The organism is Rhizobacter sp. (assembly GCF_046595475.1).
Taxonomy (GTDB): Bacteria; Pseudomonadota; Gammaproteobacteria; order Burkholderiales; family Burkholderiaceae_C; genus Rhizobacter.
Genome location: NZ_JBKJOQ010000097.1, coordinates 21,157 through 35,191, shown reverse-complemented (window position 1 = coordinate 35,191; position 14,035 = coordinate 21,157). Strand labels below are relative to the sequence as shown.

Annotated in this window: 9 protein-coding genes; 6 read left to right on the top strand and 3 right to left on the bottom strand. The window is 64.6% G+C overall.

Annotation, left to right across the window (positions count from 1 at the left end; translation table 11 throughout):
• Window positions 1-3: 3 nt before the first annotated feature.
• Genes mpl through thiD form a run of 3 tightly spaced genes read right to left on the bottom strand, consistent with a single transcriptional unit; the run spans window position 4 to window position 3,630 of the window.
• Window positions 4-1,356, bottom strand: a complete 1,353-nt coding sequence (gene mpl / locus AC30QB_RS17990) for a UDP-N-acetylmuramate:L-alanyl-gamma-D-glutamyl-meso-diaminopimelate ligase (RefSeq protein ID WP_489547632.1) — start codon at window positions 1,354-1,356, stop codon at window positions 4-6.
• Window positions 1,357-1,406: 50 nt separating this feature from the next.
• Window positions 1,407-2,717, bottom strand: coding sequence for a glutamate-1-semialdehyde 2,1-aminomutase (gene hemL, locus AC30QB_RS17985; RefSeq protein WP_489547631.1), 1,311 nt, complete (start codon window positions 2,715-2,717; stop codon window positions 1,407-1,409).
• Window positions 2,707-3,630: a bifunctional hydroxymethylpyrimidine kinase/phosphomethylpyrimidine kinase gene (thiD, locus tag AC30QB_RS17980; RefSeq protein ID WP_489547630.1), complete on the bottom strand. Its 924-nt coding sequence runs from the start codon at window positions 3,628-3,630 to the stop codon at window positions 2,707-2,709. The genes hemL and thiD overlap by 11 nt, the downstream gene beginning before the upstream one ends.
• A 180-nt stretch (window positions 3,631-3,810) precedes the next feature.
• Between thiD and AC30QB_RS17975 the strand changes: the two genes are divergently transcribed.
• The 6 genes from AC30QB_RS17975 to AC30QB_RS17950 all read left to right on the top strand — a co-directional run bounded on the left by AC30QB_RS17975 (window position 3,811) and on the right by AC30QB_RS17950 (window position 14,033).
• The gene (locus tag AC30QB_RS17975) at window positions 3,811-3,963 is read left to right on the top strand and encodes a rubredoxin (RefSeq protein WP_489547656.1); all 153 of its coding nucleotides are present in this window, start codon (window positions 3,811-3,813) and stop codon (window positions 3,961-3,963) included.
• 61 nt (window positions 3,964-4,024) lie between these two features.
• Window positions 4,025-4,414 (top strand): response regulator, encoded by a 390-nt coding sequence (locus AC30QB_RS17970; RefSeq protein WP_489547629.1) that lies wholly within the window; start codon window positions 4,025-4,027, stop codon window positions 4,412-4,414.
• 51 nt (window positions 4,415-4,465) lie between these two features.
• Complete coding sequence (locus AC30QB_RS17965; RefSeq protein ID WP_047493606.1) at window positions 4,466-4,831, top strand: response regulator transcription factor; 366 nt, start codon at window positions 4,466-4,468, stop codon at window positions 4,829-4,831.
• Window positions 4,832-4,893: 62 nt separating this feature from the next.
• Window positions 4,894-5,412 (top strand): chemotaxis protein CheW, encoded by a 519-nt coding sequence (locus AC30QB_RS17960; protein ID WP_489547628.1) that lies wholly within the window; start codon window positions 4,894-4,896, stop codon window positions 5,410-5,412.
• Window positions 5,413-5,473: 61 nt separating this feature from the next.
• Complete coding sequence (locus tag AC30QB_RS17955) at window positions 5,474-7,795, top strand: methyl-accepting chemotaxis protein (protein WP_489547627.1); 2,322 nt, start codon at window positions 5,474-5,476, stop codon at window positions 7,793-7,795.
• A 52-nt stretch (window positions 7,796-7,847) separates the two neighbouring features.
• Entirely contained in the window at window positions 7,848-14,033 is a 6,186-nt protein-coding gene (locus tag AC30QB_RS17950; protein WP_489547626.1) for a hybrid sensor histidine kinase/response regulator, read from the top strand.
• Window positions 14,034-14,035 lie beyond the last annotated feature (2 nt).

Below are 14,035 nucleotides of genomic sequence, written 5' to 3'. Positions count from 1 at the left end.
GCCCTAAGCTGCCAATGCGGAGAGCAGCTTGTCGTGCACGCCTCCGAAGCCGCCGTTGCTCATGCACAGCACATGGTCCCCGGGCTTCGCGGCGCGCCGGACGGCAGCCACGAGGGCCTCAATGCTGTCGGTGACGATGGCCTTGTCGCCCATGGGGGCGAGCGCTTCCTTGGCGTCCCAGCCCAGGTTGCCCTGGTGACAGAACGACAGATCGGCTTCTTCAAGCGCCCACGGCAGCTGCGCCTTCATGGCGCCGAGCTTCATGGTGTTCGAGCGCGGCTCGAACACCGCCAGAATGCGCTCCATGCCGACCCTTCGGCGCAAACCGTTCACTGTGGTGTGGATGGCCGTAGGGTGGTGGGCGAAGTCGTCGTAGACCTTCACACCGCTCACTTCGCCGCGCAGCTCCAGGCGGCGGCGCACGTTCTCGAAGCTCGACAGTGCCTGGCCTGCGGCTTCGGCGGCCACACCCACGTGCTCGGCCGCGGCGATGGCGGCCAGCGCGTTGAGCTGGTTGTGCTCACCCAGCAGCGGCCAGTCGACCCGGGCGATCTTCAGGCTGCCGCGCAGCACGTCAAAGGCATGCGGCTCGCCGCGGGCGCGCAGGGCCCCGGGGGTTTCCTTGCGGGTGCCGAAGCGCACTACTTCGCTCCAGCAACCACGCTCCAGCACGCGTTGCAGTGACTCTTCGCGGGCATTGACCACCAAGCGGCCGGCAGCTGGCACGGTGCGCACGAGGTGGTGAAACTGCGTCTCGATGGCGGCCAGGTCGGGAAAGATGTCAGCGTGGTCGTACTCGAGGTTGTTGAGCACGGCGGTGCGCGGCCGGTAGTGCACAAACTTGCTGCGCTTGTCGAAGAAGGCGGTGTCGTACTCGTCGGCTTCGATGACGAAGGTCTTGCCCTTGCCGAGACGCGCGGAGACGCCAAAGTTTTGCGGCACCCCGCCCACCAGAAAGCCCGGCTCCAGGCCGGCCTTGTCGAGCATCCACGCGAGCATGGAGGTGGTGGTGGTTTTGCCGTGCGTGCCAGCCACGGCCAGCACATGCCGGTCTTGCAGCACGTTTTCAGCCAGCCATAGCGGACCACTGGTGTAGGGCACGCCGGCGTCGAGGATGGCCTCGACCAGCGGGTTGCCGCGCGAGACCACATTGCCGATCACGAAGAGGTCGGGTTTCAGCGCCAGCTGGTCGGCGCCCCAGCCCTCGATGAGTTCGATGTCGAGCGCGCGCAGCTGGTCGCTCATGGGCGGGTACACGCCGGCGTCACAGCCGGTGACCTTGTGGCCGGCCTCGCGTGCGAGGGCGGCCAGGCCTCCCATGAAAGTGCCGCAGATGCCGAGGATGTGAATGTGCATGGAGAAGAAGGGTGCGAGGGCGCTTGGGCAAGTGCCCGGGTCAGTGAGACTCAGCGAAGCGCTTTTCGTGCCACCGCCACCGTGTCGGCAATGTCTTGTGCGCTGTGCGCGCTGCTCACGAAGCCGGCTTCATAGAGGGCGGGCGCCAGGTACACGCCGCCGTCGAGCATCGCGTGGAAGAAGCGGTTGAAGCGCTCTTTGTCGGTGGCCATGACGGTGGCGTAGTTCTGCGGCAGGCCTTCGCCCGCGCCGTGGGGGAAGAAGAAGCCGAACATGCCGCCTTCGCTGTCGCCCACGAAAGGCACGCTGGCCTCTTTTGCTGCGGCGGTGAGCCCTTGCAGGAGCTTCTGTGTGCTGGCCGACAAGGCCTCGAAGAAGCCGGGCTTCTGGATCTGTTTCAGTGTGGCCAGCCCGCAAGCCGTGGCCACCGGGTTGCCCGACAGGGTGCCGGCCTGGTAGACGGGACCCTGGGGCGCCAGCTTCTGCATGACTTCGCGCTTGCCGCCAAAGGCCGCCAGCGGCATGCCGCCGCCGATGACCTTGCCGAAGACGCTCATGTCGGGCGCGAAGCCGGGCAGGGCGCGGGCGTAGACGCCCTGGGCGCTGGCTAGCGCGACGCGAAAGCCCGTCATGACTTCGTCGAACACCAGCAGCGCGCCGTGCTGGCTGCACAGCTCGCGCAGCCGCTTCATGAAAGGCAGGCTGGCGCGCACGAAATTCATGTTGCCGGCGATGGGCTCGATGATCACGCAGGCCAGGTCGGCGCCGTGCAGCTTAAAAGCCTCTTCGAGCTGGGCGACGTGGTTGTATTCCAGCACCACGGTGTGCTGCACCACTTCGGCCGGCACGCCGGCGCTGGTGGGGTGGCCGAAGGTGGCCAGGCCGGAGCCGGCCTTCACCAGCAGGGCGTCTGCATGGCCGTGGTAACAGCCTTCGAATTTGATGAGCTTGTTGCGCCCGGTGGCCCCGCGTGCCAGACGGATGGCGCTCATGGCCGCTTCAGTACCCGAGCTGACCAGGCGCACCTGCTCCATGCTGGGAACAAGCTTCAGGATCTCTTCGGCCAGCTCGATCTCGCGCTCTGTGGGGGCGCCAAACGAGAAGCCGTCCATGGCTGCCTTTTGCACGGCTTCCAGCACGGCGGGGTGGCCATGGCCGAGGATCATCGGGCCCCAGGAGCCGATGTAGTCGATGTAGCGCTTGCCTTCAGCGTCGAAGATGTAGGCCCCTTCAGCGCGAGAGATGAAGCGCGGCGTGCCGCCTACGGCCTTGAAGGCGCGCACCGGCGAGTTCACCCCGCCAGGGATGACGCGCTGGGCACGTTCGAACAGCTGGGCGTTGGTTGCGCGCTCAGTGGACATGGCGCGGGTCTTTCGGGGCTTCGTCGCCCTCGGCTTCCGATCCTTCTTCGCCTTCCTCTCCGGGCGGCAGGGCCCAGAAGAAGCGGTCTGGGATCACGTTGCCCATGCCTGGGCGAAAGCCCGCGTCGAGCGCCTGGTCGAGGAAGGCGAGTGACTCACCGACCGCCGTGTGCAGCTCGCTGCCGGCGGCGAGCAAGGCGGCGAGCGCGGCCGAGAGCGTGTCGCCGGCGCCGACGAAGCTCACCTCGAAACGCTCGAACTTCTCACCAGTGATGGCGCCCTGGGGCGAGGCCAGTACGTTGTCTAAGAACTGGTCGGGCAGCGGCACGCTGGTCACCAGCACGAAGCGCGTACCGTGCTGCGAAGCGGCCACCGCCAGCTCGCGCGGCGAGGCCGGTCGGTCGCTGCTCCAGTCCGGCAGCAAGAAGTTGGTGAGCGTCTGGTGATTGCCCACCAGCACCTCGGTTTGGGGCAATACCAGCTCACGGAACGAGTCGAGGTAGGCCTGTTGGTCGTCTTCTTCCACCCACGACAAGTTGGGCATGTAGGCGACCAGCGGCACGTCGGGGTAGTCGGACAGCACCTCGGCCACGGCGACTACCCCCTCGGCTGAGCCCAGGAAGCCCACCTTCCAGGCGGCGATGGTCACGTCTTCGAGGATGCTGCGGGCCTGCTCGACCACCACGTCGGCGTCGATGGCGCTGTGGTCGAAGACCTCGGCGGTGTCGCGCAGCACCACGGCGGTGACCACCGGCAGGGCATGGGCGCCCATGGCGGCAATGGTCACCACGTCACCGGCTAGGCCACCGGCCCCGCTGGGGTCGCTGGCATTGAAAGTCATCACGCAGGCGGGGGCCGGGGCGTCTTGGGGCGCGTCAGCGGCGGTTTGCGTGGGGAGCACGTCGGTGGTCATGGGCGGGTCCGTCAGAAGGTGCCGGGTTTGTCAGCACTTCTAGAAAAATGTGAGGAATGTGGCGTATGTGCCCACAAACTAACGCCTTTTTGGTATTTTGCGTGGCTACAATCTTTTCTCATTGTAGTGAAGCGATAAAGAATAAACGTGAGCAAAGACGCCAGCGCGGTACGTACTTGGATGTGCCTGATTTGCGGTTGGATCTATGACGAAGCCGCCGGTGACACTGACCACGGAATAGCGCCAGGAACCCCTTGGGAATCGGTGCCCATGAACTGGACTTGTCCAGAGTGCGGCGCCCGCAAGGAAGATTTTGAGATGGTGCAGATCTGATTTCATACCCCGTTGGGATGATCGATCTGAACCAATCCGCAGTCGTTGAGGAGACAACCCGGTGAGCAACGAAGTCCCTGCAGCCATCAAGGTGCTCGTCATCGACGACAGCAACACGATTCGCCGCAGCGCAGAGATTTTTCTGAAGCAAGGCGGTTATCAGGTCTTGCTGGCTGAGGATGGTTTCGACGCTTTGTCCAAGGTCAACGACCACGCGCCCGACCTGATTTTTTGCGACATCCTGATGCCGCGCCTTGACGGCTACCAGACCTGCGCCATCATCAAGCGCAATCCCAAGTTTTCGAGCGTGCCGGTGATCATGCTGTCGTCGAAAGACGGCTTGTTCGACAAGGCTCGCGGGCGCATGGTGGGCTCTGAGGCCTACCTGACCAAACCTTTTACCAAAGACCAATTGCTGCAAGTTGTTGAGCAGCACCGGCGATCTGCATGACTATGTAAGACCGGGTGCAAGTTTGCGCCGGTCGAGTTGGAGTAACGAGCGATGGCTATCAAGAAAATCCTGTTGGTTGACGATTCGAAAACCGAATTGCACTTCCTGTCCGAGCTGCTGACCAAGCGTGGCTACTCGGTGCGTACCGCTGAAGACGGCGAAGACGCCATGCGTCGCCTGGGTGAAGACAAGCCCGACCTGATTCTGATGGACGTGGTGATGCCGGGCCAGAATGGCTTCCAGCTCACACGCGCCATCACCCGCGACCCGCGTTTCGTTGATGTGCCTGTGATCATGTGCACCAGCAAGAACCAGGAAACCGACAAGGTCTGGGGCATGCGCCAAGGCGCACGCGACTACATCGTCAAGCCCGTCGATGCCGACGAGCTGGTGGCCAAGATCAAGGCCTTCGACTAAGCCGCCGCACTCGAAGACCGCACAGCGAATGCAAACCCTCCACGTCCCGCAGGCAGGTGTGAATGGCCAATAAGGAAGCATTGCGCGAATTGCAAACCCGCTTGGCTGAAAAGCTCAAGGCGGCTCGTACGCAAGAACGCGGCAAGTCCTGGCTGGCAGTGGAATGTGGGGGCCACGGGTTCCTGTTTCCCCTGCAGGAAGCGGGCGAAATCTTTCCCTTTGCGCCTGCCATGCCGGTGCCCTACACCAGCCGCTGGTTCATGGGAGTGGCCAACTTGCGCGGCCGCTTGCACGGGGTGGTCGATCTGGCCGGCTTTCTTGGTATTCGCGGGCAGGAGCAGGGGCGCGACCAGTCTTGGTTCGTTGCCTTCAACACCACGCTGAACATCAATTGCGCCGTGATGGTGGACCGGCTCTCGGGCTTGCGCAGCCTTGAGCAGTTGAAGGCGCAGGCCGACGACGGCGAGACAAGGCCGCCTTTTGTCGGCACGCACTATCGAGACGAGAACAACCGCTTGTGGCGCGAGCTGAATCTGGCTGCGCTCGCCAACGAGTCTGCATTTCTAAAGATCGCGGGCTGATGCGCGTTAGGCGCCAAGGCTTTCTGACAGTCACATTGAGATACGACGGAACGAGGAACATATGAGCTTCCTGGACAAAATCAAAGGCAAGGGCAAGGGTCGCGACCATTCCAATGTGCTGGACCCGGACAACCCGGTCATCCCACTGGATGACGTCATCGCCCTCGACCGCGCCGGTCTCGACCGTGGCGCGCACTCGCCTTCGATGGACGGCACGGCCCGCACGGTGCACATGGACTCGTCGATCATCACCGAGGCTGCGCCCTCAGAGATTGCCGACTTCTCCGAGACCCGTCTGCCCGCGGGCGCCGAAGACGCGCCGGGCGCCACCGGGCTGCCGCTCATCGGCAACCAACCGGTCGCCACGCAGCAGCGCATCTTGCTGACGCTGGTCGGCCTGGGCCTGTTTGGTTTGATCGGCATGACGATCTATTCGTTGAACTCAGCAGCCAAGGGCTCGGCCCAGGTGGCGGCTTCCGGCCAGGCGTTGATGCAGTCGCAGCGGCTCGCAAAGTCGGTGTCGCAGGCACTGATCGGTAGCGCCCAGGCGTTCCCAGAAGTGAAGGAAAGTACCGAAGTGCTGGCCCGCAGCGTGCGTGGCCTGGCCAAGGGCGAAGGCAACATCGATGCGGCGCCGGCCTCGGTGCAGGAATCGCTCGCGCCGATGGTTCCGCTGGTGGACCGTGCCGAGAAGAACGCCAAAACCGTGATGGGCCAACAGGCGATTCTGACCCAAGTGGGTAAGGCGCTTCGCACCATCAATCGCCAGTCATCTGACCTGCTGGAAATCGCTGAAACCGTGTCGTCGCTCAAGCTGCAGCAAGAGGCCTCGCCGGCCGAGCTGTCGGCGGTGGGCCAGCTGGTGATGTTGACTCAGCGCATCGGCAAGTCGGCCAACGAGTTCCTGACCATGGAAGGCGTGTCGCCTGAAGCCGTGTTCTTGCTTGGCAAAGACTTGAACTCATTCCGCGAAATTGCCGACGGCTTGCTCAACGGCAATCAGGAGCTGCGCTTGCCCGGCACGAAAGACGCACAGACCAAGGAACGCTTGCAAGCCCTGCTCAAGCAATACGAAGAGACTCGCACCGAAGCCGGCTCGATTCTGGGCAACCTACAAGGCCTGGTCTCAGCGCGTGAAGCGCAGGCCTCGATCATTGCTGACAGCGAGCCGCTGCGTAAGGGCCTTGAAACCGTGCAGGAGCGCCTTGGTTCTGAAACCGGCTTCAGCCGCGTAGCGCTTGCGATCTTGCTGATGTTTGCAGTGCTGCTGGCTGCCGGTGGCGCCGGTCTGCTGAAGTTGTACGTGAATGACCAGGCTCAGCGCGCCACGCTGGCTAAAACGCAGCAGCTGGAAGCCGAACGCCAGGAGCAAGAAGCCAAGCGCGTGAATGACGCCAACCAGGCCGCCATTTTGCGATTGATGAACGAACTGCAAACGGTGGCTGAAGGCGATTTGACGCAACAGGCCACGGTGACCGAAGACATCACGGGTGCCATTGCCGACTCGGTGAACTACACGGTGGAAGAGTTGCGCACCCTGGTGTCTCAGGTGCAGGGCACGGTAGGTCGAGTGACCGAAACGACGCAGCAGGTGGAAGCCACGTCGACTGAGCTGCTCGCAGCCTCCGACGAACAACTGCGCGAGATTCGCGAAACCGGCGAGTCAGTGCTGCAGATGGCAGGCCGAATCAACGAAGTGTCGGCACAAGCCCAGCAAACCGCCCAGGTGGCGCGTCAATCGCTGAAGGCTGCAGAGTCCGGTCTCACGGCCGTGCAGAACACGATCGGCGGTATGAACTCGATTCGTGACCAGATTCAAGAAACCTCCAAGCGGATCAAGCGACTCGGCGAGTCCTCGCAAGAGATTGGCGAAATCACCGAGCTGATTTCGGACATTACGGAACAGACGAACGTGCTGGCGCTGAACGCTGCCATTCAAGCCGCATCGGCCGGTGAAGCCGGACGGGGCTTCTCAGTGGTTGCGGAAGAAGTGCAGCGGCTTGCAGAGCGCTCGGGCGACGCAACCCGCCAGATTGCGGCTCTGGTGAAGACCATTCAGACCGACACGCAAGATGCGGTGGGCGCCATGGAGCGCTCAACGCAGGGTGTGGTGGAGGGTACCCGGCTGTCTGACGCGGCCGGTAACGCACTGGGCGACATTGACCGGGTTTCACGCCAACTGGCCGACCTCATTTCGCAGATTTCCAACCAGGCGTCTCGAGAAGCCGAGTCGGCCAACGTGGTGGCTGCCAACATCCAGCACATTTTTGCGGTGACGGAGCAAACTGGTGAAGGTACGCGCTCCACTGCACAGATGGTGCGCGAACTGTCCCGTACTGCTGAAGAACTGAAGCAGTCGGTGGCCCGGTTCAAGATCGGCTGATCACAGTGCCTGCGGCTCAGGCCGTAGCCCTTGACTCGACACAAGGTATCGAATGGACAGCCACGCGACGACGAGCGACACCATGAGCGAGATGAGCGACGACCTCAGTGCGTTGGCGTGGGTGCACGAAGAGCTGCGCCGCTCTCTCGACAACGCCCACAAGGCCTTGCGCCGCTTTGTGAAGGAGTCCGAATCGGTCAGCGGCTCCGACGTCGATGCCGTCGACCCGGCCGTGCTGCGCGGGGCGCGCCAGCAAATTCACCAGGGTGTGGGTGCTCTTGAGCTGGTGGGCCTGCCCTCGGTGGCAGTGGTTTTGCGTGCCAGCGAAGCGGCGATTCAGCGCTTCGTGGCCAAGCCCGACAAGCTCACCGCGGCCGATGTCGACACCATCGAGATGGCGTCGTTTGCGCTGCTCGACTTCCTGCAGCGCATGCTGTCGGGCAAGCCGGTGTCGCCACTGGCGCTGTTCCCGCGCTACAAGGCCGTGCAGGCGCTGGCGGGTGCCGAGCGCATCCACCCGGCTGACCTGTGGGCGATGGATTGGCGCTGGCTTGAGCTGGCGAATGAAAAAGGCGTCAGCCCGCACGCCATCGACGATGCCGCGCACGCAGCACTCGAGAAGCAGCTGCTGCTGCTGATGCGTGGCCAAAACTCGCAGGCTGCGCTCTCAATGAGCGACATCTGTGCCAGCCTGGGCGCTGGCGCCTCCAGCATGCCCGCCAGCACCTTGTGGAAGCTGGCCGCTGCCTTCTTCGAAAGCCAGGCCCATGGCTTTCTGAAGGCCGACCTTTTCAGCAAGCGCGTGGCCTCACGCCTGTTGGCCCAGTTCCGCGTGTTTGAGCGCGGCGAATCGGATGTGTCCGAGCGCTTGGCGCAAGACCTGCTGTTCTTCTGCGCACAAAGCGCTTCACCTGGCGATGGCCGCAAGGCGCCGCGCCTGGCCGCTGTGCGCCAGGCATACGGTCTTGCGCAACACGCGCCGGCCGACTATGAGGTCAACCGCCTCGGCCGTTTCGACCCCGCGACGATCGCCCAGGCCCGCAAGCGCGTGTCGAGCGCGAAGGATGCCTGGTCGGCCATTGCCGGTGGCGAAATGCACCGCATGACGGGCCTGTCCGAGCAGTTCTCACTGGTGGGTGATTCGCTCAAGCGCTTGTACCCGAACGGCGACGTGCTGGCCGACGAGTTGGCCCAGGCCGTGGCCCAGACACAGCACGCTGGCGCGGCGCCTCTGCCGCCGCTGGCCATGGAAGTGGCCACCAGTGTTTTGTATCTCGAAGCCTCGCTGGAAGACGGTGACTTCGACAACCCTGAAGAAGGCCAGCGCGTACGGCGCCTCGCCAACCGCATCGCCTCGGTGCGCGAGGGCAATACCCCCGACCCGCTCGAAGCGTGGATGGAGGAGCTGTACCGCCGCGTCTCCGACCGCCAGACCATGGGCAGCGTGGTGCAGGAGTTGCGCGCTTCGCTTTCCGAGGCTGAAAAACACATCGACCAATTCTTCCGCAACCCCGCGCAGCGCGAGGCGCTGTCGCCAGTGCCTGGCTTGCTGGCCTCGATGCGTGGCGTGTTGTCGGTGCTGGGCATGGACCAGGCTGCGCATGCCGTGCTGCGCATGCGCGACGACGTTGACGGTCTTTTGGCCACCGAGGTCGACCCTCAGCTGGTCGTCCAGTCGGGCACCTTCGACCGCCTGGCCAGCAACCTGGGCGCACTCGGCTTCCTGATCGACATGCTCAGCGTGCAGCCTCAGGTGGCCAAGTCGCTGTTTGTGTACGACGCGCAAGCTGGCACGCTCAGCCCCCTGATGGGCCGCAGCGCTGCCGCACGCAGCGCCACCAACCTCATCGTCCCTGTCGCGCCGGCTATCGAGGCGCGACTGATCGAGCAAGCCCAGTCGCTGTCCTTTGCCGCGGTAAGCGACCGCGTGCCACTAGACGAAGTGTCGCGCGACCTGGAGCACCTGTCGCACGAGGCGCAGATTGCCTCCCAGCCTGAGCTGCTGGCTGCTGTCACGCAGGCACAAAGCGCCATCGAGCACGCGGCCGGGCCTGGCCAGGTCACGGCGGCGCGCGAGCAGCTTTCCGAGGCGCTGGCCGATTTCGTTCATACCGCGAGTGAGCCCGTCGGGCTGGAGCCGGAGCCCGCCAAGGCGCCACCGCCTCCCCCCCCTTTGTCTCCCACGCCCACGAGTCAGGCCACCGACCTCGGTGACGACCCGGAGATGCGCGAAATCTTCCTCGAGGAAGCGCGCGAAGTCATTGAAACTGCCAAGGGCGCGCTGGAGCATCTGGTCGGGTCACCCGCCAATCTCGAGCAGCTCACCACCGTTCGCCGTGCCTTCCACACCCTGAAGGGCAGCTCGCGCATGGTCGGGCTGAAGGAATTCGGCGACGCGGGTTGGGTCTGTGAGCAGGTCTACAACAGCTGGTTGGCCGAGCAAAAAGCCGCTGACCCGACGCTGCTCGGCTTTTCGAACAACGCCCTCAGCTACTTCGCCGATTGGGTCGAAGCCATTGCCGCTCAGCGGTCAGGTGCCTTCAACGCGGCCCCAGTGAAAGCCGCCGCCGACGCGCTGGCGCGGGGCGAGGCTGTGACCGCCGTGGTGCCGTCGCCCGCGGCCGACCTGCCCATGATGTCGCTGTCGTTTCCGGTCGACATGCCTAGCGCGCAAGATCTGGTCTTGCCCCCCGCGGCTGCACCGGCGGCGCCTGAGCCGCTGCCCGAGTTGTCCTTCGACCTCGACCTGGGCTCGTTCGACGACCCAAAACCCGTGGCGGCCATTCCGGCCGCGGCCCCCACCCTTGATTTGCACGCCGCCGGGCGGCGGCACGACTTCAACGAACCCGCGGTGATCGATTCTCGCGAAGAGGCGCCCGATCTGTTGCCCATCGCCGAGTCGGTGGAGATGATCGAGCTCGACCTAGACGACCAGCTCTTTGCCACCGATGCACAGGCCCAGCCCGAAGTGGTGCAACCAGCATCGCCTGTAGCCGATGAATCGGCTACCACGCCTTCCGATGACGATCAGGTCAAGATCGTGGGCGACCTGCGCATCAGCATTCCGCTCTTCAACATCTACCTGAATGAAGCCGACGAGCTGTCGCGCCGCCTGACCACCGACGTGGCCGAATGGGGCATGGAGCTGCATCGCGCCATCGGTGAAGTGCCGATTGCGCTCGCCCATTCCTTGGCTGGCAGCTCGGCGACGGTGGGCTTTACCGACCTGTCTCACTTGTCGCGCCTGGTCGAACACGCGCTGACGCGCTCTCACACCATCGGCCACGGCACCACCGAAGAGGCGCGCCTCTTCGTTGACGCTGCCGAAGAGATCCGCCGTTTGTTGCACCAATTCGCCGCCGGCTTCCTAAAGCCCGTGGCGCCTGAGCTGCTGCAACGCCTCGCCGACCATGAGTTGAGCTCAGCACGCCGGCTCGAAGCCGCCAACGCCGCTGAAGCCCCGGAAGTTGAAGAACCGCTGCCGGTGCTGCTCGAAGAGCCCGAGTTCATGGAGCCCGTCGAGCCCTTGGCCCGCGCGTCGCGGCCAGCGCCGCTGGTGGTCAACTCCGATGCACTTGCGGCTCACGTGGACAGCTCGTTCGGCGGGCTAGACACCAATGTGGGCTCGCTCGGCCACGCCGAATTCAAGGCTTTCGCGCCCTTGCCCGTCGAAACCGCGCGCGCCGCGCCGGTGCGCGCTGACGCGCTCGATGGCGAAGACGACATCGACTCGGTGGACGCGGTTGACGCCGAGCTGTTCCCCATCTTCGAAGAAGAAGCCGAAGAGCTGTTGCCCCAGCTGGATGCCAAGCTGCGTGAGTGGGCCCGCCGCCCGACCGACAACGGTCCGGCTGCATCCTGCATGCGCACGCTGCACACCCTCAAGGGCGGCGCCCGTCTGGCAGGTGCCATGCGATTGGGCGAAATGGCCCACCGCCTGGAAACGCTGATCGAGCACTTGCTGGCACAGCCCGCCGCGAGCGTCGCCGATGTCGAGGCCTTGCAAGCTCGTTCGGACGCTCTGTCGGCCACCTTCGATGCCTTGCGCTCGCGCGATGCGCAAGCTTATGCCGAAGCAGAAGATTCCCTGCACGCCACGCTCGACGAGCCAGTTGCAGCTGCGCCGCCTGCCGCCCCTGTTGCGGCACCGGTGCTGCCGCCGGTCGCCGTGCTGGCGCCGGTATTGGTGCCGGTCGAATTTCCGGTCGTGCCTGTGGCTGCAGCTCCCGTGGCAACACCCGTGGCACCGATTGCGGCTGTAGCCGCGCCCCAAGCCCCGGCTGCAACCCAAACGCCCCAGACGCGTGACGTTGACTGGTCCCGCTTTGCCGCCACCGAGGGCGATGCGCCGCTGCAGGCGGCGATGGGCAGCGGCGTTGGCGCTGCCAATGCCGCCGTGCGCGTGCGTGGCCCCTTGCTGGAGCGCCTGGTCAACCAGGCCGGCGAGGTGAGCATCACGCGTTCGCGGATCGAAGCCGAAGTGGGCAACATCCGTGGTTCATTGGGTGACCTGACGGACAACTTGGAGCGGCTGCGTGGTCAGCTGCGCGACATCGAGTTCCAGGCTGAGACGCAGATGATCTCGCGCCAGGAGGCCGCCAAGCAGGCGCACGAAGCGTTCGACCCACTCGAGTCCGACCGCTTCACGCGCTTCCAGGAACTCACGCGCATGATGGCCGAGTCGGTGAACGACGTGGCCACCGTGCAGCGCACGCTCACCCGTACGCTGGAAACGACGGAAGACGAGCTCGCCGCCCAGGCGCGCCTGACTCGCGACCTGCAGGACGATCTGCTGCGTACCCGCATGGTCGAATTTGAAGGCCAGGCCGATCGCCTTTATCGCGTGGTGCGCCAAGCCGCCAAGGAAACTGGCAAACAGGTGCGACTCGACATCGTCGGCGGCTCGATTGAAATCGACCGTGGCGTGCTCGACCGCATGACTCCCGCCTTTGAGCACTTGCTGCGCAATTGCGTCACGCACGGCATCGAGTCGCCAGAGACGCGGACCGCGGCCGGCAAAGACGCCACCGGCAGCATCGTGGTGGCCTTGCGCCAAGAAGGCAATGAAGTTGGCGTGGAATTTCGAGACGACGGCGCGGGCCTCAACCTGCAGCGCATCCACGACAAGGGTGTGGCCATGGGCCTCATCAAGGCTGGCGAAGAGCACGCCGCGGGCGACCTGGCTAACCTGATCTTCACCCCCGGCTTCTCGACCGCCGACACCGTGACCGAACTCTCCGGCCGCGGTGTGGGCATGGACGTGGTGCGCTCCGAAGTGAACGCCATGGGTGGTCGCATCGAAACCGCCACGGCGGCGGGCCAGGGCACCAGTTTCAAGCTGGTGCTGCCACTGACCACCGCGGTAACGCAGGTGGTGATGGTTCGTTGCGGCGCCACGGTCGTGGCCTTGCCGGCCACGCTGATCGAGATCGTGCGCCGCGCCAGCATGAAAGAGCTGGACGAGGCTTACGCCAGCGGAACCTACCCACTGGGCGAACGCGCGCTGCTGTTCTTCTGGTTCGGCTCGCTCCTGCAAGAAGGGCCGCGCAGCCAGGAAGGCGTGACACGCACGCGCCCCATCATCGTGGTGAGAAGCGCGCAGCAGCGCATTGCGTTGCACGTCGACGAAGTGCTGGGAACGCAAGAAGTGGTGGTCAAGAACCTGGGGCCGCAACTGTCGCGCCTGCCCGGCCTGGCTGGCATGACGCTACTCGCTTCGGGCTCGGTGGCTCTCATCTACAACCCGGTCGCGCTGGCCACGCTGTATGGCGAAAGCGCCCGTGCCGCCACGGTGGCTGCGCTTCGCGCACCGATGCATCAGCCGATGATGCGGATGGTCGACGAGCCCGTGGTGCAACTGGCGCCGCTGGTGCTGGTGGTCGACGATTCGCTCACGGTGCGCCGTGTCACGCAGCGCCTGCTGGTGCGTGAAGGCTATCGCGTCGTATTGGCTAAAGACGGCATCGACGCGCTTGAGCGTCTGGCCGAAGACCTGCCGCAAGTGGTGCTCAGCGACATCGAAATGCCGCGCATGGACGGCTTCGACCTGGTGCGCAACATCCGCGGCGATGCGCGCCTGCGTTCCTTGCCGGTGATCATGATCACCTCACGCATTGCGCAAAAGCACCGCGACTACGCGGCGGAGCTGGGTGTTGACCACTACCTGGGCAAGCCGTACGCCGAAGAAGACTTGCTCGCCTTGATCGGGCGCTACACCGCGGCAGCCGCCACGGCCTAGGG

Excerpts from the sequence above, each read along its gene's own strand:
- mpl (WP_489547632.1), bottom strand. The coding sequence starts at position 1,356 with ATGCACATTCACATCCTCGGCATCTGCGGCACTTTCATGGGAGGCCTG.
- hemL (WP_489547631.1), bottom strand. The coding sequence starts at position 2,717 with ATGTCCACTGAGCGCGCAACCAACGCCCAGCTGTTCGAACGTGCCCAG.
- thiD (WP_489547630.1), bottom strand. The coding sequence starts at position 3,630 with ATGACCACCGACGTGCTCCCCACGCAAACCGCCGCTGACGCGCCCCAA.
- AC30QB_RS17975 (WP_489547656.1), top strand. The coding sequence starts at position 3,811 with ATGTGCCTGATTTGCGGTTGGATCTATGACGAAGCCGCCGGTGACACT.
- AC30QB_RS17965 (WP_047493606.1), top strand. The coding sequence starts at position 4,466 with ATGGCTATCAAGAAAATCCTGTTGGTTGACGATTCGAAAACCGAATTG.
- AC30QB_RS17960 (WP_489547628.1), top strand. The coding sequence starts at position 4,894 with ATGGCCAATAAGGAAGCATTGCGCGAATTGCAAACCCGCTTGGCTGAA.
- AC30QB_RS17955 (WP_489547627.1), top strand. The coding sequence starts at position 5,474 with ATGAGCTTCCTGGACAAAATCAAAGGCAAGGGCAAGGGTCGCGACCAT.
- AC30QB_RS17950 (WP_489547626.1), top strand. The coding sequence starts at position 7,848 with ATGGACAGCCACGCGACGACGAGCGACACCATGAGCGAGATGAGCGAC.